Origin of the sequence: Quyinboa mangrovi (assembly GCF_042219825.1) — a bacterium.
Classification (GTDB): domain Bacteria; phylum Bacteroidota; class Bacteroidia; order Bacteroidales; family UBA5342; genus JBHJHP01.
On the sequence record NZ_JBHJHQ010000009.1, the window covers coordinates 242,921 to 266,146 of the forward strand.

The 23,226-nt window shown below is 43.9% G+C and carries 11 protein-coding genes; all 11 read right to left on the bottom strand.

Annotated features, from left to right (window positions below; genetic code table 11):
• Nucleotides 1–15: 15 nt before the first annotated feature.
• The 11 genes from ACE1ET_RS18625 to ACE1ET_RS18675 all read right to left on the bottom strand — a co-directional run bounded on the left by ACE1ET_RS18625 (nucleotide 16) and on the right by ACE1ET_RS18675 (nucleotide 23,222).
• A complete protein-coding gene (locus ACE1ET_RS18625; protein WP_375729932.1) occupies nucleotides 16–3,519 on the bottom strand; it encodes a malectin domain-containing carbohydrate-binding protein in 3,504 nt (1,167 codons plus the stop codon).
• A gap of 214 nt (nucleotides 3,520–3,733) precedes the next feature.
• Nucleotides 3,734–5,770: an aceric acid hydrolase gene (locus tag ACE1ET_RS18630; protein WP_375729933.1), complete on the bottom strand. Its 2,037-nt coding sequence runs from the start codon at nucleotides 5,768–5,770 to the stop codon at nucleotides 3,734–3,736.
• Nucleotides 5,767–8,481: a family 78 glycoside hydrolase catalytic domain gene (locus tag ACE1ET_RS18635; RefSeq protein ID WP_375729934.1), complete on the bottom strand. Its 2,715-nt coding sequence runs from the start codon at nucleotides 8,479–8,481 to the stop codon at nucleotides 5,767–5,769. Before ACE1ET_RS18635 ends, ACE1ET_RS18630 begins: the two co-directional genes overlap by 4 nt.
• A gap of 126 nt (nucleotides 8,482–8,607) precedes the next feature.
• Entirely contained in the window at nucleotides 8,608–9,894 is a 1,287-nt protein-coding gene (locus ACE1ET_RS18640; RefSeq protein ID WP_375729935.1) for an MFS transporter, read from the bottom strand.
• A gap of 97 nt (nucleotides 9,895–9,991) precedes the next feature.
• The gene (locus ACE1ET_RS18645) at nucleotides 9,992–11,038 is read right to left on the bottom strand and encodes an L-rhamnose/proton symporter RhaT (protein ID WP_375729936.1); all 1,047 of its coding nucleotides are present in this window, start codon (nucleotides 11,036–11,038) and stop codon (nucleotides 9,992–9,994) included.
• Between the two features lie 27 nt (nucleotides 11,039–11,065).
• Complete coding sequence (locus ACE1ET_RS18650) at nucleotides 11,066–11,389, bottom strand: L-rhamnose mutarotase (protein WP_375729937.1); 324 nt, start codon at nucleotides 11,387–11,389, stop codon at nucleotides 11,066–11,068.
• 58 nt (nucleotides 11,390–11,447) lie between these two features.
• Entirely contained in the window at nucleotides 11,448–12,494 is a 1,047-nt protein-coding gene (locus tag ACE1ET_RS18655; protein ID WP_375729938.1) for a uroporphyrinogen decarboxylase family protein, read from the bottom strand.
• Nucleotides 12,491–14,833, bottom strand: a complete 2,343-nt coding sequence (locus ACE1ET_RS18660; RefSeq protein ID WP_375729939.1) for a DUF5703 domain-containing protein — start codon at nucleotides 14,831–14,833, stop codon at nucleotides 12,491–12,493. Before ACE1ET_RS18660 ends, ACE1ET_RS18655 begins: the two co-directional genes overlap by 4 nt.
• Before the next feature lie 117 nt (nucleotides 14,834–14,950).
• Nucleotides 14,951–16,435 (bottom strand): sialate O-acetylesterase, encoded by a 1,485-nt coding sequence (locus ACE1ET_RS18665; protein ID WP_375729940.1) that lies wholly within the window; start codon nucleotides 16,433–16,435, stop codon nucleotides 14,951–14,953.
• Nucleotides 16,425–19,898: a glycosyl hydrolase gene (locus ACE1ET_RS18670; protein ID WP_375729941.1), complete on the bottom strand. Its 3,474-nt coding sequence runs from the start codon at nucleotides 19,896–19,898 to the stop codon at nucleotides 16,425–16,427. Before ACE1ET_RS18670 ends, ACE1ET_RS18665 begins: the two co-directional genes overlap by 11 nt.
• Nucleotides 19,899–19,910: 12 nt before the next feature.
• Complete coding sequence (locus tag ACE1ET_RS18675) at nucleotides 19,911–23,222, bottom strand: glycoside hydrolase family 2 TIM barrel-domain containing protein (protein ID WP_375729942.1); 3,312 nt, start codon at nucleotides 23,220–23,222, stop codon at nucleotides 19,911–19,913.
• Between the last annotated feature and the right edge of the window lie 4 nt (nucleotides 23,223–23,226).

A 23,226-nucleotide genomic window follows, 5' to 3' on the forward strand; every position in this document is an offset into this window, starting at 1 on the left:
ATTCACTTGTGCGATCTATTGCGTTCGAAGGTAATCGAAATAAAGCGGTCCCTGCTTTAAAGCTTTCAGACGAAGTGTATAGGTTCCTGCGTTTATCGTGGTTTGTGTATCGGTACGCATACCTCTCCATTTCACATCAGCAACCGGAAACACATATTCTCCCTTCCAGATTAACCGACCGTCGGCGGCCCGAATCTCTGCTTCTACCGGCACATCTTCTTTCCCTTTATTCATATATCTAAACTGCAACCCATATTTAGAAGCCAGGCCAACTGAGAACCGCCATTCAATCACATCATTTTTTCCGGGAACCAGTGTGCAGGGTTCATCAAGAATTACGGTGGTAACAGTTTTCCCTCCCTTCGAGGCTGCTTCAGCTTCATACTTTACTGTTGGGCGGCGATCAATTGGAACATCCAGGTTGGTCACCGGAAGTGCAGCAATAATGTACATTTCTTCAGATCCGGACGATGGAAATGCAAAGCTTGTTTCTTTCAAAATGCGTTTCCTGTAAACATTATATGTTGTTCCTCCATTCAGTGAGGTTCGGATTGTATCTTTCAATTTTTGAAAATCACCAAGCCATTCAGGCCATTGAACCTCTTGTTTGAACCCAATGTACAGGTCCGCATCCTCCTTGAACCTGATGCTGCCTTTTGTATCAGGATTAGCGGGAGTCTGAATCCATTCTGCACTGTAAAGTATCGGCGGAAGCGAAACAAACTTAATATCGCGATCTGAATACACCCGGTCTCCTATATTCAACCAGGTATTTGATCTCCAACCTGCTCCATTTTCAATTGTGATTAACCGCTTTGATGGTGGTGCCGGTTTTAAGTCTTTCTCGTCCGTAGAAATAGCTATGGCAGAAATAACCGCCTGAGCCGATTTAACTTCGGGGAATGATATCTTCAGTAACCCGCCTGTTACATTCACCTGCACCGTTTTTTTCAATAAGCGGTCATGACCAGCCAATTTCCAGATATCCAGGTCTTTAATCATCACCTCATCATTGATGGCAACGTCGAACAGTCGCCAATTCTCGCATTCCAGTCCACCACCGGTGCCGTACCAGGGCTCCACAAAAAACAGATCCACCCGGTAGCTACCATCAGCCACCGGAAATTCGTATGCCAGCCTGTGTCGTCCGTATCTGTATGTCCGGATTAAATCCCATTCACTGGTGCCTTCTATCGGATCCCATGTCTGCCGCTGACTGCCATAAAAAGCCGGAAGATTATCATAATTATCCGTCCATGAAACCGAGCCCCAGCCAGTAGTGTCTTTATGTACATCAGCCATCCACAGATTACCTTCCTGATCTATATAATCAGGTCCTCCACAATTGACACGATAGAGGTAATTTTTATCCTGATCCGTCAGTGGTTGCGTATCACCTGAAAGCTTTTGCAAATCCGGATCTACCGGTAACAGGTTCAGGATTACAACGTCTGATGCCACTTCTTTCCCGTTCTCATAACCAACTGCGTATAACACATTTGTCTGAATATCAACTTTATTCCATGTAAAATGGGTTCCAACCTGCCCTTTTCTCTTTTTACCCAGTGAATTTTGTCTGACCCCATTAAAAAGTTCTACCTCATCACAGTTAGAGAACACATTAATACCATCTTTTACGCCTGGTTTTTCCCAACGGTTCGGCCATGTATGGGATACAATATAAACCATCGGATCAGTTTCTTCAGGTGCATAATTCGCTCTGTACATATAGTACACATCGAGCGGTTCACCCCAGATAGTAATGGATCCCTTATAATTTACCGGACCTACCCTGTCAATATCGCGGTAACCTTCACCGGCTTGTGTACGTCCCGGATTATCGTGTGAGTTAAACAACCAGTGAAATTGCCCGCAAGCCCTGTCCGAAGCTGCTTCTCCCAGCCGGATTTTCGATTCCATCAGTTGCCACATCCGGTCTTCTGTCAAAGGTCCCTGAGCATCAAAACCACCTTCTGAATGCCAGTCAATGCTCCGCCATGCACCATATTCGCCATTCAACAGTTGTTCTGATAGTTCCTTGTCATAGTTATCAGGATCACCACCGTAGGTACCTGACCAGTTTTGAATCACATCCCAGTCTGTTCCGGTTCCTCCGTTACAGGTTGTCACCAGGCGTTGCGTTGATGCTCCCGGATCCATTTCACGAATAATATCGGTGCATTCCCTTGTAAATTCCGGACTCATGGTACATTCGTTTTGCAATCCCCATAAAATAATGCTCGGACTGTTGCGGCGTTCTTTCACCCAATCGCGTAAAAGCACCCTGAAGTTTTCTTTAAAACCCGGCTCATTATACCAGATATGAGCACTCATTTGTGGCCACCATAATATGCCCAGACTGTCCCACCGGCTCTGATATCTTAAGTTATGTGGCTGATGTGCATCACGAAACGCATTGAAACCGGCAGCCCTGATCTGATCTACCCGAGACAGGATCTGTTGCTTTGAAAACGCATGACTTTGCCCCATCATATGCTCATATTCTGCGGTTCCGTTGATGAATACAGGTTTACCATTCAGGTAAAAACGATTTGTAGGATTATCACCCTTGATATCCCACTTAGTCCAGTGAATGCCATAAGGTGTATTTATCTCATCCACAACCTTTCCGTTGATAATGACACTGCTTTGAACGGTATAGAGATACGGATCATCAATGGACCATAAATTTGGATGATCTATATTCACAAAATACTGTGTTACAGTATCGGGTACTCCCGGTTTCAGTAAAACAGACTTGATGTCCCGTTTGATTTCTCTGCCATCTTCGTCAACCAGGAGTGATCTCAATTCTATTCGTTCCTCTTTATCACCGTAATTTTTTATTTCGGTTGTCAGACTCAGTTTTGCCAGATCTTCTGAAATGGTGGTATCGTTCCATATATGCACTCCGAATGGTTCAATTCGAACCTGATCCGTAATAATTAAGGAAACCGGCCTGAAAATCCCCATGGGTTGGGAGCCTTCAGAAAATCCCCATTCAGGACTACAGCCTCCGCATACCCAGGGCAGATCGCGTATATCTGCCGGATGATCAGCACGAACCGCCAGAATATTTTCACCATCAAAACGGACATGATCCGTTACATCAAGGGTGAATGTGGTTCGTCCGCCGGCATGATATCCCACGAATACACCATTTAACCAAACAGAAGCATAAGACCCAACTCCCTCAAAGAAAAGGAAATACTGTTTGTCTTTTTTATGTTCTACAGTAAATGTTTTTCTGTACCAGGCATATCCATGGCGGTTGCCATGCATCAAACGACGGTATCCTCCGTAATCATCCCAGTTGTGTGGAACATCTACCCTGATCCAACCTTCTGTTTCAAAACCGGCAGCCTCAAATCCATCGTAAGCATGAATATTAGTATCATTGGCAATGGTTTGCCAGTTAGTGTTCAGTGAAATTTCATGCCGGACCGGGTTCTTTTTACCGCACGATGCCAGAATAAAAATGAGTAGAACCGGTAATATAAACGTTTTCAGGTATTGCATAATTTTTATTTTTCCGATTTTGTATTCTGTCTAATTATCAACTGTAGATATAGAATTGAAGCCATGATTTGCATTTACCTCAAATCTCTTAGCGCTAATCGCTACAAACTTAACAACATCAAGCTTTATAAAAACCAAATCCTCCGTCCGTCAATTGACGGACACCTCCTTTTGAAAAAGGAGGACAACTTGTATTCTATATCCTGCCCTTATCTTAGTATACTAAAGGCAACCAAACCGACATATCGCCTACTCCCCGGTTATCCCATGCATAATATGGGATCAGCTTCAATGGTACTTTCTTTTCTTCAACGGCTTTCACCTTCCTGTAAAGATTGTTTTGATCCCACTTTTTATCGTTTATCAATACACCGTCTCCCTGCAAAGCCATGATCTTCGCCCCATCGATTTCAATCATTTCGGGCTTCAAATCATTTTTAACCGGAATACCAACCTGAAACAAATTTACGTCTTTTGGCAAATCCATAGATTCCAGACAATACACTACCGGTCCACGTTTTACAGCTATCTGATTCCGGTTTTCCTCCACCAGTGGATTGGCAGCAATCAAATCGACTTCCATGGGGAAAGTGAGTTCTATTTTATCTCCCTTTTTCCATTTTCGGTCAATACTGACATATGTACCACTTATGATTTCTTTCTCCACCGGATAACCGTTTACTTTTACAATTGCAGCGTCACACCAGCCCGGGATTCTTACATGAACAGGAAACTGACCTTTAGGAGCGTTTTTAATGTTTAACGTTACATCTCCGTTCCATGGATAATCTGTTATCTGATCAATGTCCAGAACCTGCTTTTTACCCAATTTCTTATGTAGTTCGTTGCCCCCGTAGAAGTTGACCCATAAGCCATCATCTGATATACTGTACATATAATTACTGATCTCAGCCACCGTGCGAATGGTATTGGGTGGACAACAGTTGCAGTAACTGATATATTCCTCTCTGTCCTTTGACCAGCGCAGTTTATAGGGCAAATCCTGTGATACTTCCAGTGGATTGGTATAAAAATACCGCTTTCCGTCAAGGCTTACGCCTGCCAGCAGACTGTTATACATGACCTCCTCCATTACATCGGCATATTTCGCATTACCGGATGCCAGCAACATGCGCCAGTTCCACAACAGGTTTCCGATGTTGGCACACGATTCATTATGAGCCGTCATATTCGGTAACTGGTAATCATGGCCGTATGCCTGATGAACCTGCTGAATTTCCGACGGATCATAGCTTGTACCGTTAGGAGAAACACCATCGTACAATGCTCCACAGGCACCGGTGACATACAATTTGGTCTCAACCAGATCGTTCCAGATGGCATCCAGTGCATGCATCAATGTCGTGTCACCGGTTTCGGCATATACATCAGTTACACCTGCATACAAATAATTGGCCCGGACGGCATGGCCCACTGCTTTGGTTTGCTCACGAAACGTAATCCTGTCCTGGTTATGGTCATGTCCGTCTTCCACCATGCTCCGTATGTCAATCAATCCTTTGGCAAGTTCCAGGTATTTCGGGTCACCCGTTGTTCGGTACATTTCCGTAACACCCATATAATGAGAAGGACAAATGGCATTTAAAGCCAGTTCCTTTTTATTCCGCTGATAGAAATTATACAGAAAATCAGTCGCCTTTATGGCAATGTCCAGCAAATTGGTTTTACCGGTTACTCGGTAATGCAGACAGGCAGCCGTCATGAGGTGTCCCATATTATAAGACTCGAAATCAAGCCGTTCAGCAAATTCATTCTTTGCTCCTTTTTCCTTCAACTGTTCAATAACAACCGGCGTGTGAATGTAACCATCCGGTCGCTGTGTTTCTCCGATGATTGTGATGATGGAATCCAGTTCATGATCCACTTTCTCTGTAGGATCCATGGCATAAACCATGATCAGGCCTTCCAGAATTTTGTAAAAATCCCCGTCATGAAATGGTGGTCCCACATGTTCTCCTTTTTTCAACCCTGCTGCAATTTCAAAATTAGCAAAGCCGTGGCTGATGGAATCATTCATGTACATTGCCATCATATGCGGTACCATGCTCTCTTCGCAAACCTTAAACCGGTCTGCCCAAAACCCATCTGTCCATGTCACATCCGATATGTCCAGCGGAGCCATTCTGGCATACGGACTTTCTGATGTATTGACCAGGCTTTTCTCCTGTGCTCCCAGTTGTATTGCCAACATCAAAAGCAACACTGGTATGATATGTTTTAAATGTCTCATTTCCTCCGAATTTCAAATTTATACACGCCTGAACCAACCTGAACAAGCTTCCGATTCCCGTCGTACCCGATTACTGGATATTCACTTTTCTGATTTAACGGTTTCCCCGCTGAATATATCTCTTCTGATTCTGAAACAGGCAAATGAATCTCTGCCATAGTATTGACCGGAATCTCAATTTCAAGCAACAGCTTTTCCGATTCATATTTCCATTCCGATCGTATTACTCCGTACATGGACTGAAGTTTTGCTTTTGCAAAACCAAGTTCCTTTGTGGGATAAGGTTTTATTATAATCTTTTTATAACCCGGTGTTTCCTCATCCTGTGTTATGCCGGCCACGTAGGAGTACAACCAGTCACCAACAGCCCCGTAAGCATAATGGTTAAACGAATTCATTCCCACAGTCTGAAAGGAGCCATTCGGCTTAATTCCGTCCCAGCGTTCCCAAATGGTGGTTGCTCCCTGCGTTACCGGATAGAGCCATGACGGATATTTTTTGTTAAAGAGTAATTTATAGGCAATATCAGGATAACCGCTTTCTGTCAGGGCCTGGCACAGAAAGGGTGTTCCAAGAAAACCGGTTGTTAAATGACCAAAATGGTTAACATCGGCCACCAGCCGTTTGGCTGCATGTTCTTTCAACTCATCCGGAATCACACCAAAAGCCAGTGCCAACGCATAAGCCGTCTGTGTATTGGATGTCAGTCTGCCGGTTTTCGTCAGAAACTCAGTATTAAAAGCATCCTTAATTTTTGGACGTAACGTTGTATAACGTTGTTCATCATCAACTTTCCCCAGTAAACCTGCAATCTTCTGCATCAAACCGGTTGTGTAATAAAAATAGGCTGTCGCTATCAGATCTTTATCCGTATGTGCCCCTGCATAACCGTAATCCGGGGCATTGTAAAACAAAGAATAATATTCCGCAAACGACAACCAGTCGCCAAAATGAAAACCTGCATTAAAGATCAGATCTTCACCCGATTCACGAATCATGTACTCTTCCCATCCTTTCATGGAAGCATATTGCTCCTCCAGAATACGTTTATCGCCAAATTTCCGGTAAACCGTCCAGGGAATTACAACTACCGCATCGGCCCAACCAGTCGCACCAAACCCATCAGACCATCCTGTTCCGGCTCCATCCTCAATGACGTTCGGAACCACCCATGGCACACTTCCATCCGCTTTCTGGTCCGGAATAAAATCCTTCATCCATTTGGTATAAAAAGCAGCTGTATCGCGGTTAAAGCATGCGGTTGGTGCAAATACCTGTGCATCTCCGGTCCATCCCAAACGTTCATCGCGTTGCGGACAATCGGTCGGTACATCCAGAAAATTCCCGCGTAAACCCCAGTCAATATTCTGCTGCAACCTGTTAATAAGGGAATCACCACATTCAAAGGTTCCGGTCTGAGCCATATCTGAATGCACAACCCGGCCATCAATGTCATCCAACGAAATTTCCCCATCGTAGTCTGAAACACGTACATAGCGAAAACCGTGAAATGTAAATCGTGGTTCATACTCTTCAATGCCGTTGCCTTTAAAAATATAGATATCTTCAGCTCTTGCAGACCGGAGGTTATCCAGGTACACATTGCCATCCTGATCCAGGACTTCGGCATGGTTTAATGTAATTTTCCTGCCTTTTGCACCTTTCAGCCTGAACCGGACCCAGCCCACCATATTCTGGCCCATATCGAAGACCATTTCACCTTTTGGCGTGACCAACGTTTTGACCGGTTTCAGTGTTTCTGTTATTCTTACAGGAACACCTTCAGACGCCACGAGCTTATCAAAGCCATAGTTTTTTATGACGACTGATCCCCAACCGGATGCATCAAATCCTGCCTTATCCCAGTTCTCCATTTCCAGACGTGCATCATAGGTCTCCCCATTATAAATATCGGATTTCAGAATTGGCCCTGTGGATGATTGCCATGACTCATCCGTTATGATCCACTCCTCTGATCCATCATCGTATTCCACTATTATCTGACATAACAAAGCCAGCTTATCGCCATACAGGTTTTTATTGCCCTGCCAGACCAGATAGCCACGATACCAGCCATCACCAAGAATTACTCCAACAGCATTGGCACCTGCCTGAATATCCCGGGTCACATCGTACACCTGATACTGTAAACGGTGGTTATAACTGGTCCAGCCGGGAGTGAACAGGTCCTCACTGACTTTACGACCATTCATGTGCAACTCATATAAACCATGGGCAGTGATATAGGCTGTTGCTTTACTGATATTTTTATCCGTACTGAATTCCTTTCTTAAAAAGGGAGAAGGTGCCGAGTCTGATGGATCTTCCTTGATGCCCGGTTCTATCCATTGTGCTTTCCAGTCCTTGCTATGAAACAAACCCATTTCAAAGAAAGCCGTTTCACTCCATTCTGATTCATTGCTGTAGTTATCCCAGACTTTCACTTTCCAGTAAACCCTTTGTCCTGATGTAAGCTCCTCTCCGCCGTATACCACTTGCACAGACTGTTTCGATTCAACCTTACCGGAATCCCAGATCAGGTCATGTTCATTTCTCAAATCTGATCCAGATGACGCACAGAGAATTCTGTAAGCTGCCTGAGCCACATTCTTACGATCATCAGAGATCATCCAACTTAACCTCGGTTGACAAGGTTTTAATCCAAGCGGATTTGTTTTATATTCTGTTTTTAAATCTGTAACTAATATCATTTTAATTTCTTTACCCGCAGATAACGCGGATTTTCGCAGATTTCAATATTACTATTCGAGATTCCATTTACTTTTTTTCTCTTATTGCTTAACCTCCATTATACAATAATATTCCATAATTTCCCATCAGGCCCGTTCCTGCGCAATCTGCTCCAGTGATTTACCTGAGGTGTCCGGCATAAAAAAGAAGCCAACCGCACCACTGATGATCAGAAAGAATGTGAGTAAGCCGGCTACCGGTTCTATCCCTACATTTGCCAAAGCCGGAACAAAGAAGCTCCATACACCAAGCAAGGTCCGGCTGATTCCAAACGTCAGTCCCTGAGCAGTACCCCTGAAAATGGTTGGAAAGAGTTCCTGACTGAACACTTTGTAAAATGCTTCACCTGCTAAAGCCGCACCTGATGAAAACATCAGGATATTTGCAATAATAACCGGTATGGTAAACGGCAGAAACAGTAGCATTCCATAGGCAACTACCTGCATAATGGCTCCTACTGCCCAAATGGTTCTTCGTGTTTTAAAGTTCCTGTCCGAGTGTGGCATAAAAACAATCAGGGTCACAATAATAAATATAATAAAACCCGCACTCGACAAGCCAACACTCATTGCCTGACTACCGGCATTCAAGGTTTTAATGATATATGGATTAAAAATTCCTGCTGTCCCTGCTGCCAGGTTCCAGAATAAATAAATTACAGCGGTGTATACCAATCCTTTCAAGTTGGAACCGGAAAAAAGGGTCCTTAAATTAACTTTTGCCGTTGTAGCCGCAACTTTCCATCTGGAAGATTCAGCCAGGCTACGGCGCAGATACCACGTTACTATGGCTACTACAAAAAGATGAAGGAAAACAATGCGAATTCCGAGAATGTCCAGATGCGCCAGAAACATGGCCATCCAGAGTACAACAACCGGACCAAAACTCCAGGCCACCTGGGTAAAACCAAGCAGTTTTCCCCTGGCTTTATCCGGCGCAGCTTCTCCCACATAAGCCAGAGAAGTTGGAACATCAGCACCTACTGCCACACCAATAATAAAGGTTCCTGCAAACAACATGACCGGATTCAAAGCAAAAGCAATCAGTAAAATTCCAAAAGCATACACCAGAAGATCTATCTGGTAGATCCGTTTACGCCCCAGTTTATCTCCAAGTCTACCGCCAATAAATGCGCCAACTGCACATCCTACTGCATTCGGACCGATAGCAGCCAGCAAGCCGATAGCATTGTTTGATAAATTCATGTACGATTGAAACAATGACAATCCGGCTCCTAAAGCCACAATTGAACCGGCATCAAGATAAGAAGCCATTCCTGCCAACGCTGAAGCTTTCCATTGCTCCCTTGATATTTTATCCATATCCGGATCTTTTTTCAACTCAGTATCCGACATTTTTTTCTGTTCCTTCATATAAAACTTATTAATTTTGAGGTATTCTTTATGATTTAATATCTTATAAAATTCGTTTCTATAATTCTACTTATGACCTTGTAATTACAGCTTCTTCTTATTCCTGCATTCCACCATAAGCTATGATCACAAAAGATGAAACCAAAATCAGCAGGGCCACAATCAGTAAGGCATAGGTTCTGCCTGATACATTTTTCCATTCCTTCATGATGACGCCAATGATGTAACTGAAAAAAATCAGCATTGACATGTGTAGCACCCAGCTGGCATACTGAAATTTGCCCATATTGACATGCCCCATTCCGTAAAAGAAAAACTGTAAAAACCACATGGTACCCGCCAAAGCCGACCATGAAAAGTTTTTGAAGATCAGTTTACGGGGCAAACCGCTTTTTACAGAAAACTCCTTCAGGCTTTTGTTTTTTACAGCGACGACCATGAACCAAACCATGTTAACAACCCAACAACCGGCTGTAGAAACTATCATCTTGGCATTTCCTTCAAACTGACCGGCACCATGTTCTGCTGCCATATCGGCTATGGGCTGTCCAAATTCAAGCGATATATTAAACACACCTGAAAGTACACCTGCAATGATGGTTAGGATCAAACCTATAAACATATTCGACATTTTCAGTCCATCCTGTTTAGGATTAACCTCGTGTTCCCTTTTGAAACCCGCCCATCCACAAAGTCCGACACCGACCACAGAAACGATCATTCCAAACAATACGATGTTACCACCGGGCGCCTGAAAATGTTCTGTCAAACCACCAAATATTATCAAAGGCAAAACAGTCCCTACGATTGCTGATATACCAATAGCCAGAGTATAGGTCAGCGAATAACCAATATATCGGATCGATACACCAAAGGACATGCTTCCGAAACCGTAAACCGCCCCAAGAATGAATGCCATCCAAAGGGCCTTTGACGGAGCATGAGCAAGGATGTAAAAGAAATCCGGAACCGTAATGGCGCCAATTATAAGTGGCATCAGTATCCATGCAAACATGGCCTGAACCAACCAGAATGTGCTCCATGACCATTGTCTGGTCTTTTGATACGGCACATAGCAAGACGAAGCTGATACGCCGCCGACAGCATGTAACAGGGTTCCGATGATGGGACTTGAGGGGATCATAGTAAGATTATAAGTTAAAGATAGTTATTAATCCAGATGAAAAATCTCTTCCATATCGCTCCAGAATTCTCCCGGTTTTCTGTTATCCAGTGGTTCCATCAAAGGTTTAACCACATCCCACCAGCGCTGTGTCTCCTTGTGATCAGCCATTTTTGCCATATCGGCATCAAAATCAGATCCGGTATATTCAAAGTAGGCAAAGAGGATATTATCCCTGTAAAAAATGGAATAATTAACGAGGTTACATTCCTTAATTTTCGCCAGTACTCCCGGCCACACATCAGCATGTTGTTGAATATATTCAACAGCACCTTCCGGTTTGAGCCGGATCATTTGTCCAAATCTTTTCATTATCTTGAGACATAATACATAAGAAACAAGACACAAGATTATCTCAATTTCTATGTTGTTAATTTACGTTATTAATAGCTTTAAACATCGCTTCAATATTTGCCGGCGGTATATCGGGCAAAATAGCTTCATGACTTGGCGAAATTACCAGTCCCGTCGGAAACAGTTCCTTCAACTCATCTACCTTATCGGCCACAGATTGAGCATCACCTTTTACCAAAAGATACTGGGCATCCACGCCACCACAAAAAGCCGCTTTCCCGTAATGGTGCTTTTTCAGATTTGAAGCATCCATATCTGCAGCCAGGGCCTGAATAGGATGGATCACATCCACCCCCAGTTCAATAAAATCATCAATCAGCGGAAACACTGAACCACAGGAATGATGAATCACGGTCAGACCATAACTTTTTGCCTGATCAATCAGTTGCTTGGTGCCCTGAAAAACATGAGCCCGCAATAATTCAGGATCAACCATTAAACCGGTCTGACTACCAAAATCATTGCCGATCAGTACTGCATCCAGATGACCTTTGGTGGATTCATAAAAAATTTCGTTGGCTTTCAGATAAAACTCCGTAATTCTATCGATTACAGACTGAAACATCTCCGGGTTCATCAGCATGGTCATCAAAGCGTGTTCCATACCGAAAGCCGAACAGGCATCCTGAAAATGCGCACTCCACATCACACCCATCCGCACAGACTTATCGTCCACTGCCTTTGCTCTTCTCAGTGATTCTGCACGATCAAGATATTTCGCCGGATCCGGCCAGTCGAACTTATCCACATCCGCCGGATCGGTATAATCCTCAAAAAACCCAGGCGCTGTCAGAGTTCGCTCGTCCGGTTTATCCAGATGATCCACCTTGGCAAACCTGAAAGCACAGGCAATATGGTTGGATGGCGCATAATTATACGGAACTTCTATCGGATAAATATCGTCGTCAATGATCTTACGGATCTCATCCACACTTTTTACTCCGAAGTGAGCGGTCAACGCCTTTTCTGCTTCGGGAACCGGTAAACCTAGCCATGAGGCAGGACGATCCACCGGCTGATAATTAATGGTGGCATAAAAGCGATCTTTGTGGGTCATTTTCATTCCTGTACTGATTTTTCGCTTTGATAGCAATTTATAATATCCTTTTTCCTGTTCTCAGGAAATACATTTAAATTTTTTATTTCTCCATCCTTCAGTTCAGCCTCTACGGTTGTGTTCCCCGGTGCATGCAGTTTAAAATGTACATTCCATTCTTTTGGCCATGCCGGAAAAAGATAGATCTTATCTCCAACGGTTTGCAGCAGCATCTCCTGTACACCAATCATTCCCGAACCACCCCAGTTATGATCCGGAACCCAGTCAAAACCCGGCCCCCAGAATGCAGGAAAGCGTCTGCCCGAATCCGTCATCTTTTTCAGGCACAAAGCAGCTGCCTCATTGGTTAATCCCATGCGTGCAGCCCAAATTACATCCTGTTTCCATCCCTTATGGCTTCTGAATTTTATGGCATCAGTATCATACTTCCATGTGTTTAATGCCACTTCCAGATCCGGATGCCCGATGCCATACATGCCCCATGGAAAAACAGGATACAGCTGCGGTACTTCGGTATTATTGACCCGCTCCCACAACTTAGCCGGAGCTATAGTTTTATGTCCATTGTATTCAGTAAACGAAATTGGTGGAATCCGGTCCAGCATCTCCTGCCAGTGACGCTTGTTAATTTTTTCATTGTACTGTTCCGGCAAACCGATTACTTCCTCCAGAACTGTTTTTAAGGCTGCGATGGTTGATGTGGCATTATACGCCATTTTATATGTTTCACAGGCTGATCCGGGATAAAGGACCAGGTGACCGTTTTCATCCAGCTTTTTCACTCCGCGCTGAGCTGCCAGGTACTGGTAGTGTTCGTCAAAAAAGGTGAGACAACTTTCAATCAAGGGTAAGTATTCAGAAATGTCCGATCCGTTGTATTTAGCCATTTCCAGAATCATAAAACAAAACTCCAGCGATGTATCATACTGGTACTCCAACCAGGCGTTGTACTGTCTCCCTGGATCATAATCATCAGGCCGGTCCCAGCCATATTCCACAGGATTGGGTAAACCGTAATTTTCAATCTGCTCGGTAAAACAGGCTCCATTGTGTCCCCAATAAACGTTACTGCGTAGTTCTGCATTATGTAAAATCCGCTGATAGAAATCAAACTGTGTTTTCATGAGCTCAAAATCACCGCTCTTAAGCATCGGAAAATAAACCAGCCGCTGGTTCTGAGCCGTAAAAGTTCCGCCGCTCCAGTTTCTGAAATCCGGTGTAAATGCACGGGTGGAATCTGTGAAGACCGGATCAACCGTAAACAAACCACCGTTAAATTTAGTGGGATAATCACCAAAAGCATTACAGCCCAGCATGTAACGAAACAGCGTATAGTTTCGGCCAACCTGCCACACTTCTGAAGTTTCTGCTTTCTGTTCAGGATTAATAAATACAAAACTCCGGGACCAGTAATCCTGCCACCACTTAAGTGTCAGATTCAACGATGAATTTTTATGTTTATGATATCCCTCAACATAGTTCTCTATGCCCTCCTGCCATGAAGTTTTACCATTAGCCGTATTCAGTACTATAGCAACTTCATGCGTTTTTGAAGGCTTTTTGCTTTTCAGATGCCAGCCCTTAAAATCTGTACTCAGGTAATTACCGGTGGTTGTGCCGGCCGGCTCAAGGTTGTCGCCAAACATCATACCGCCAAAGGTCAGGCCTGCCAAAGGATTGAAAAGTTGATCCTTTACTTGTTCCATCTGTTCCCTTTCAACGGTGACATCAAATACAGTTTCCTGCCTGTTCTGGTGGTAAAAAGTTACACTGTTCTGATCAAAGTGAATTGAGTCAGCATAAGTTTTCAGGTCCTCAGGGTTGATCCACTTATACGAATTCTGAAAGTTTTCCCATTTTCGCAATAACCTGTCCTGATACCGCCAGCTTTCGTAAGTCGTTTTTAGCGTTGTTTTCTGACTGGAAGACACAGCCACATGAATGACCGGACTATACACATCCACCCATATTTTCACATCAGCACTTAAATCGCCGTGGGATCCGAAAATGCGAACCGAACCATCACTCAATTTCAACTCCTGCCTGAATGCTTTTCCCTCAAACGGATTAGGACTAAGATGCACACGCACGCGGCCTAATTTCAACATGGAGTTATTCTCATCAAACGTGCCGCTTTTAGCCATGTAAAAAAGAATGTCTCCGTTTTCAACCCAGACATTCAAACCGACATCCCCACCACCACATGGCATGGTTTCAGAAGCATTTTTGCTTTGCGTTCTCCAAACCACATTATAAGCATCTAATGCAGCCGGTTGTGGTTTTGCGGTCGGTTCAAACAAAACAAAACATAAAAAGAGCAATATTTTAGATGGAATCTTATTCATTTAAATCTTTAGTCTTGTGTCTTGTATCTTGTGTCTTATATCTTTTATCTTTTATCTTAAATCTTATGTCTTACGTCTTATATCTTACGTCTTATATCTTACGTCTTATATCTCCAACTACCATTCATCACTTCGGAACGAGGACACCGGTAATCCGTTTGTACCGAATAAGGTTCCGATTACAAAATCATCGAATGCATAGCGCACAGCAACCGGTTTTTCCACATGTGGCGATGAAACAACCACCGATTTTCTTCTTAAATAGACCTGTGCGGGAAAGAATATCTTATTCTCGCCGGCAATCTCAAAACCGGTAAGATCCTGTCCAAACGTGGTTAAGCCTTCACCCACATCATTAAAAGAAACCACCACTTTGCTACCTTTGATTTCTATGGCATTAAGTGACGGGCTTTTAAAACCGAACCCTTTTATACCATAGGTATCACCCAAGGCCCATAAGGCCAGACGCTCACCTCCAACTTTTTTCTTTTTGGGATGAATACAGGTCTTTTCCCCAATATCCATAATCACGGCCATACCACTGTTAGAGATATTATTCATGGATTTGCGCTGTGCATCACGCAGGTAAGCCGAGTTAAATTTCGGATTGATTGTATCATGCTGAAACATGGAATAGTCAAAAGGTGCTATCTGCATGTAGTAAAACGGAAATTCGCCGATATTCCATAACTTACGCCATTCTGCCACCATTTCCGGAAACAGCTTTTCATACTGATCCGGACTTTCGTAGTTGGTTTCACCCTGGTACCAGATACAGCCCTTCATTCCAAACCCGATGACCGGATTCAACATACTGTTAAACAGAACAGTTGGCGTACGATTTGGGATATTGGGAATGTCATCCATGTTAGGCAAGGGCGTATCGTTAAATGGTACACTGGTTTCTTCACTCATCCAGGCCTGTATGCAAGACCCACCAAATGTCACATCAATTAATCCAACCGGAACATCCAGCATCTCATTCAGAAGACGACCAAAATAATACCCTGTTGCACTGAATTCTGCCACCGTCTCCGGTGATGCCGTTATCCATTTCCCATTAAAATCATCCTTTATCACCGGTGTCTTTCCACGGGGTACCGTAATCATACGAATATTGTTGTTTTTCGATTTCAGGATGTCCATGTTTGATCCTTCAACAGGTTGACCCGGAAAGCCTTTCATGGGCATCTCCATGTTTGATTGGCCTGAGCACAACCAAACCTCTCCGATCATGATATCATGCAATACAACCTCAGTGCCATCACTGACTGACAATTCGAATGGTCCACCGGCAACAGGTGTTTTAATGTTCAGTTTCCATTTCCCGCTTTTATCTGCCTTTGTGGAATAAACTTCATCACTCCACGATGGTTTAACAACAACGCTTTCTTTCGCATCAGCCCAACCCCAGACTGCTACATCGCTTTGCTGCTGCAGAACCACATAATCTGTAAACAGTGCCGGAAGTTTAATTTCAGCTTGCCCCGGCCATGCCACTCCAGCCAGCAGTAAAAGAATTAATCCTATGTTTTTAAATTGTATCTTCATATCTTTAATAGTATCTAAATTTCTAATTACCATTCCTAATTCATAATTCATAATTTATACTAACCGGTCCCAGTAATCCTGCTTTTCCCAGCGGCTTACCCTCCAATCTGTATGGCGCTGTTGTCCATGTGATCCTTTGGTCCTCCGGTAACTGATGATCACCAATTAATCGGTTTGCCCAGGTATTGGTGACAGCTATCTGTAATTTGTTATTCCCTGACTTTAAGGCTCCGTCAATTCTGAGTCGGTAGGGTGCTGTCCAGACGATGCCACATGACTTACCATTCAGTGTCACCTCTGCTATATTTGCAATTTCACCCAAATCAAGCCATACCGACTGATTCTCTTTTAATTCATCAGAAAATTCAAATGACGTGCTATACACAGCTGTACCGGAATAATATTTAATTTTCGTATCTGCATTTTTGCTCCAGTCAGTCAGTTTATTAAACCTGACCGCTTCTTCCGGCCCACCGAATTCGGGGTCAAACTTCACATTCCACGTACCAGTTATCGTTTGAACCGGTTTCGTTTCTAAGCAGTTTTTACCTGCAGACTTTAAGGATTTGGGATCATTATTCTCAAAAATCACAAAAACAGACTGGTAAGGTTCAAAGCGGTATTTCAATTCTGTTCTGGCATTATGCTGCTGCCAATCAGGTAATCTGTATTGCGTATTTCTTACCGGATCATACAACACAGGTTCCTTGTCTTCTACACGAAACGACAGGGTAATATTTCTTGCCTCATTCTGTTGGTTGGAAATAAAATAAATTTCTTTCCCTTTTTCAGTCCGATGATTCCAGGCTATATCGGTTTTTTCACCTTCGGCATCGTAACCCTGGACATCCTGTTGTATGTGTATCGGATCAAAAGAATCAAGGATCCACGGTCCCTGAATCACCTTCCCTTTCCCAATATTCCACATCATTTGCTTATGCCCTTTCCCGTCCTCAATGCTAACCTTATCTCCGTTAAAGAACTCAGCTATGGTTTTCTTCAACTGTTGGTCTGCATTTGATCCGGACTCCCATCCGGGCGTTTTATCCGGCTTATCCATCATAAGAACTGTGGCGCCATCCTTTAAAAGGCTCAACAGTTTTTCTGCCACTTCAAGACTCATTTCTTTTCCTCCATCCGGTGCCATTTTCCGGTTTCCGGGAATGACCAGCACGCCATAGGATGCGCCACCCGGCAATACGATTCTGCCATCTTCAACAGTTGCTAATCTTAACAGGACATCTTTATTGAACGAATCGTATGCATAACCGTTTAACGGATCAATCCAGTCTTCAGGGTCCGAAATGTTCGACTGCGTTCTTACGCCTTTCGGAATATCTCTTGTCGGGATACCTGCATTTTCAAGTCTTTTTCTTTCCAGTTCAACCTTATACCTCCCAAAGATTCCCGGCAGTACATCCACCAGTCTGTCGGGTAAAATGGCCCTTCTCGGTATCTCTTCTCCGGTGAAAACAGCAATATCCACCACCGGATCACCTTTTTGCAATAGCCGCTGACAATTGGTAAGGTATTCAAAGAAAGCTTTCCCGGGTTTCCACCAGGTCTGATCCCGCTGGAAAAAGTTTCCATTCATGCCAAGCGTCATTCCCGGTTTACGGTCCATCCATGGATTCAGCACAAACACGTGTGGAACCATTCGATTGGCACCCAAAGCAAAATTACGGTCCACCACCGGTTTTAATATGCCGGGATACTCATCCCAGTCCAGACGGATTTCGGTCAGGGCTTCAGCCTGTATAATTCTTTTACCATAAATGTGCGCTGCAGAAATCGCATCGAGCATATCGTTTGGCTTATCGTGCGACGGACTGTTGTACCAGAATTCACCCATGGGCAGATCAACCTCCTTATAGTGCAACATGCCGTCAGAGACGCCAACCGGGGCGATGCACTCAGCACTGAACAAGGTCTTTTTTTTATGGGCTTCCTCAGCCAGTGTCCTGTAAAATACGTCGGTGAACAAATCGGATACGGTAGTCCGTATATCTTTTAATACCTTTTCCGAAAACTCGGTGTCTTTCAATGGAACACCAGCCATGACCGGCAGATATGGCATCAGGTCATAGCCTCTGCGTCTCTTAAATTCCTCAGGGAAAACATGCGACCAGTTCTGACTTCCGCACTCCCAACTGTCGATATGAAACCGCTTTAACACATCACCTGCCAGATCAGGCCCTACCTGCCGAAAGGCTTCGCCGAACCACTGATCAAACTGAAAACGAATCACTTCCGGATCAAACTTATCACATTCCAGGCCTTTACCTCCACCACCAACATAATTTTCATGTCCTGTTGAGGTGTGTCCTATTCTAAGGATAATCCATTTTCCTTCCGGAATTTCCCACTCCAGTTCACCATTGTCACCTACCTGCTCTGATATATTAATGAGTTGATCCTCCGGAACGCACATATCTGGCGATATCTCTTTATCTGTTGTTTCTTTTGCAATCCGCCAGATCATACCGGACTTGCCTTCGAACTGACTGATCCTCGGATTACCGGAAAGTTCAATGCCGTAGGTTCTTAAGCGCGGACTCCATTTGGCATCGTCAATATCTTCTGCCCCCGGTTCAGAACCTTCAGGATCAAATACAAAACGAAAATACTTTGCTGTTACCGGTGGAATGGACTGCGTGTTATCAGCATCCAGATCAAGCCAGCCGGAGCGTGGGGGAACAAGGCGTGTATGTTTAGTAAAATGCACACCATCATCACTGATTTCGATAATTAAACGGTTAGCCTGGTAATTATTCCAACCTGTTTTAAGCATCACAGAGCGACAGGTAAACGGTTTTTTAAACGCATACTGAATCCAGCACGGTTGGCGTGTTGAAAATTGTCTGGTATTATGTTTTTGCGCCAGGTATTGCAGGTTCTCATGTTCTAAACTCGTGGTTACTTTGGGATTCAGATCATAGGAGCTGATACCCGTTCCTGCATAAGCCGGATAAGCAAATGTGGCAATATCGTCGTAATACCCTTTGACGATTTCCGGTTGTGGCAGGTTCCCTTTAAACGTATATCCGCCGGTAACGAGGGTGTCGGCCCATACCACTTTTTGCATAGACACTTCCGGTGTGATCCACGGACCACCGGCACAGGTAAATCCATCGCAGGCATTCATGCCGATTTGCAGGCCAAGCCGTTTGGCTTCTTCCATGGCATACTGAACCAGATCCCACCATTCCGGTGTCATGGTTTCATAAGCCGGATAATAAAACGATGAATCAAGCACCTCCTTAATTGGCATCAGCATGGCTCCACCTATACCAACCTGATGCATGGCTTCAAGGTCGGCTGTGATGGCTTCTCGCGAAACGGCACCGTGCATCCAGTACCAGAAGATCCATGGTTTAGCATTTGCCTCATCCATTTCATTCAATATGCGCTCTGATTTTTGTGATCTCTGATTCTCACATCCAACACACAACATTAAAGTCACTAAAATGATGACTGAAAACGTGAATGATATGTGCGTGTATCTGATCTTCATGGAATTGACTGCTTAAAATCTGATATTTCGGGCCGTTTTATCGGGATCACTTCTTAAATTTTTTACCGGGAATAAATAATAGCTGTATTTCCATATTTTAGCAGGAACCTGGTATTTTTTAATTGGTGCTGCTACCGGCGACCAGCTGTCGTTACCACCAACGCCCATCTGAATGAGATCGATATTCAATGTGATGAAACCGGCATCTTCCAGTTCGTTGGTATGCTTAGCTTCATTAATGTTTTCCTCTGCATAAGGCCATGCGCTCATGCTTAACAGGCTGTCTGCCACGACCAGAAGCCCATCATTTTTGCCATCATTCAGATACATCCATCTTACATCCGTACGATTTCCATTCTCCTGTGGCATCACATAGGGTTCCATAAATTCTTCTATCGGCATGTCATACACAGCAACAGGAGCACCCTGTCTGCGATCGATGTAGTTTTCCTGAGGCCCGCGGCCATACCATTCAATATCATCGTAAGTACGGTTGATCCCGCACTGCATTCCTACCTTAGGGATATTTGGCAGAGCCGTGTCCGCATTCAGAGTGAAATCAACTTTCACCACGCCATCACCATTAATACTGTATGTAACTTCAATATCTGCCTTGTTTTTAATGAAAGAATACACACTGGTAATCTTAATATTGGTTTTGTCCAGGGCATCCACAGACATATTTTCAAGCACAGGTTTGTTGACATACCAGACCTTAAGCTGCTGCTGTGGTTTCCAGCCGCGCTCATCATTATCTGTCAATGGGCGCGTAAAATGCGGCAGTAATGGTTGATATATTTGTTCTTCATTCTTTTGTTTATACGAACTTAAAGCACCCGTTTCATGGTCAAAGAGCATACTGAAACCGGTTCCGGAAACTTCATAGCCATCTACGGCTTCCTTAATTTTCAGTTCTTTGTCTGATCCTGAATTTGTTGCCGGTTTTGGCAGACCAGTCAGTTCAAACTGATTGGATGCCACTTCGAAACCGGCATCAGCCCAGGGTGTTGCTTCTGAAAGTGTAAAGTGAATATCGGCCAGATATTCCAGACCCTTCTTAAATTTTGGATAGTCTTTTGAGATATCAATGACCGTATCTCTGCCAGCGTCCAATGAAACATTATTTAATTTAATTGCTTTGATCACACGTCCGTCTTCCCTGAAATCAACCGTGATGGTATAATCTGCAAGCGATTTTACACTTTGACGGTTTTTAATTTGAACCAAACCTTTCTCAGCATCCAGCATCTTACATTCCACCGGCTGAAACACATGTTTGCATTCAAAAATGGCAGGTTTTGCACGTCCGTCTGAAGCTACAATTCCATTGATACAAAAATTATTGTCATTCAACCTGGCACCAAAATCACCACCGTATGCAAAAAATTCATTCCCGTTTGAATCTTTCTTCAGTAAGCCCTGGTCTTTGTAATCCCAGATGCAACCTCCAATCATTCGCGGCAGGGTGCGAATCTGATCCCAGAATTCTGCAAGGTTACCGGTAGAATTACCCATGGAATGCGAGTATTCACACCAAAAGATTGGCCGCTTGTCACCGTTATCCTGATAAACAAGAAGCGGGCCTGTATACAATGCAGGATACATCCTGCTAATGATATCCACATAGGGTTCATCCAGAGGTGTCTGAATACGGTGTGAGTGATCTTTGGGATAACCCGGATCACCAAAGGGAATATAACCTTCAGCGTGCTGATCCCCCATAGCCGGTTCATAATGCACAGGGCGCGTAATATCAAAATCGTGCACCCAACCTGCCATAGCAGCTGTATTCGGACCACGTCCTGCCTCATTTCCAAGACTCCAGAAAATAACGGACGGGTGGTTTTTATCGCGTTCAACCATGCGCTGAACCCTTTGCATCATGGCATTGGTCCACTCCGGATCGTTAGCAAGCTTGCCACCTATTCCATGCGTTTCGTGGTTGGCTTCATCAATCACATAAATGCCGTATTCATCGCACAGATCATATAAATAAGGATCGTTGGGATAATGTGAGGTACGAATGCAATTGAAGTTAAACTGTTTAATCTGCACGATGTCTCTTCTGATGTCTTCGCGTGAGAGTGCTTTCCCTTTAACGGGATCATGGTCGTGCCGGTTAACCCCATACAGGTAAGTCACCTTCCCATTGATGAGCAGTTTACTGTTATCCTTTGCAAACCGGATGTCGCGGAATCCAACCTTGCAACTTTTAGCCTCTGCCACATTCCCATGACTATCTTTAAGCGTTAAAACCAGAGTATACAGGTTGGGCTCTTCGGCGCTCCATTTCAACGGATTTTTTACGGTTGTTTCAAACACACCAAACTTTACATTATCAAGCCGTGGATAAGATTCGTTGATAATATCCGCTGCACTTTTACTGAGGGGTTCCTCAAATACCGGGTTTTGAGCCGCATCAAATAACTGTGCTTCCATAGTATATCCATTCACTGTATCACCGGTCAGGTTATCAAACCTAGGACGAATACTCAAAACTGCATCTTTATAATCCTTGTCCAGTTTGGCCTGGTAGTGCAGGTCGGCTATGCGTAATTTTGGTTCAGCCATGAGGAATACTTCCCTTTGTATACCACTTAAACGCCAGTGATCCTGATCCTCCAGATAAGAAGCATCGCTCCACCGGATGGCCTGTACAGACACTATATTTTCACCATCTTTCAGATAGGCTGTCACATTAAATTCAGACGGCAGACAGCCATCCTCGCCATATCCCAGAAATTCTCCGTTGACCCAAACTGTAAAAGCCGATTTCACACCTCCAAAATGAAGCGTAATGTTCATGTCCTTCCATGCATCCGGCACGGTGAATGTACGCTGATATGAACCAACACCATTGTAATCACGCGGTACATAAGGTGGATTTATGGGACGGAACGGATAGATGGAACTTTTATAAATCGGTACATCATAGCCTTTCAGCTCCCAATTGGAGGGCACCTCAATTTTATCCCATCCATTTACCCGGCTTTTATAGAAATCCTTTGATGCATCGGCTGGTTTGATCGCAAAATAAAAGTCCCATGTACCGTTCAGAGATTTAAAACGTCCGGATGTTTCGCGGTTATCTGCTATCGCAGCCTGAATAGTCGGATATGAATAAGCCGTTGCCCTGGAACGGTCTCTGTTTATTTCGCAAACCTGTGGATTTTCCCAGGGCACCGAATTGTAAATATGCGGAACCGGCGGTATTCCGGCAGGATCACCGGCAATGGTCTGCCCTGTTGCACCCCAAATGGGGAAAAGGCTTAAAATGACACCAGTCAGAATTCCATGTAATGTATTTCGTTTTGTATTTTTCATAACA

Coding starts and splice junctions, on each gene's coding strand:
- ACE1ET_RS18625 (WP_375729932.1), bottom strand. CDS start 3,519: ATGCAATACCTGAAAACGTTTATATTACCGGTTCTACTCATTTTTATT.
- ACE1ET_RS18630 (WP_375729933.1), bottom strand. CDS start 5,770: ATGAGACATTTAAAACATATCATACCAGTGTTGCTTTTGATGTTGGCA.
- ACE1ET_RS18635 (WP_375729934.1), bottom strand. CDS start 8,481: ATGATATTAGTTACAGATTTAAAAACAGAATATAAAACAAATCCGCTT.
- ACE1ET_RS18640 (WP_375729935.1), bottom strand. CDS start 9,894: ATGAAGGAACAGAAAAAAATGTCGGATACTGAGTTGAAAAAAGATCCG.
- ACE1ET_RS18645 (WP_375729936.1), bottom strand. CDS start 11,038: ATGATCCCCTCAAGTCCCATCATCGGAACCCTGTTACATGCTGTCGGC.
- ACE1ET_RS18650 (WP_375729937.1), bottom strand. CDS start 11,389: ATGAAAAGATTTGGACAAATGATCCGGCTCAAACCGGAAGGTGCTGTT.
- ACE1ET_RS18655 (WP_375729938.1), bottom strand. CDS start 12,494: ATGAAAATGACCCACAAAGATCGCTTTTATGCCACCATTAATTATCAG.
- ACE1ET_RS18660 (WP_375729939.1), bottom strand. CDS start 14,833: ATGAATAAGATTCCATCTAAAATATTGCTCTTTTTATGTTTTGTTTTG.
- ACE1ET_RS18665 (WP_375729940.1), bottom strand. CDS start 16,435: ATGAATTATGAATTAGGAATGGTAATTAGAAATTTAGATACTATTAAA.
- ACE1ET_RS18670 (WP_375729941.1), bottom strand. CDS start 19,898: ATGAAGATCAGATACACGCACATATCATTCACGTTTTCAGTCATCATT.
- ACE1ET_RS18675 (WP_375729942.1), bottom strand. CDS start 23,222: ATGAAAAATACAAAACGAAATACATTACATGGAATTCTGACTGGTGTC.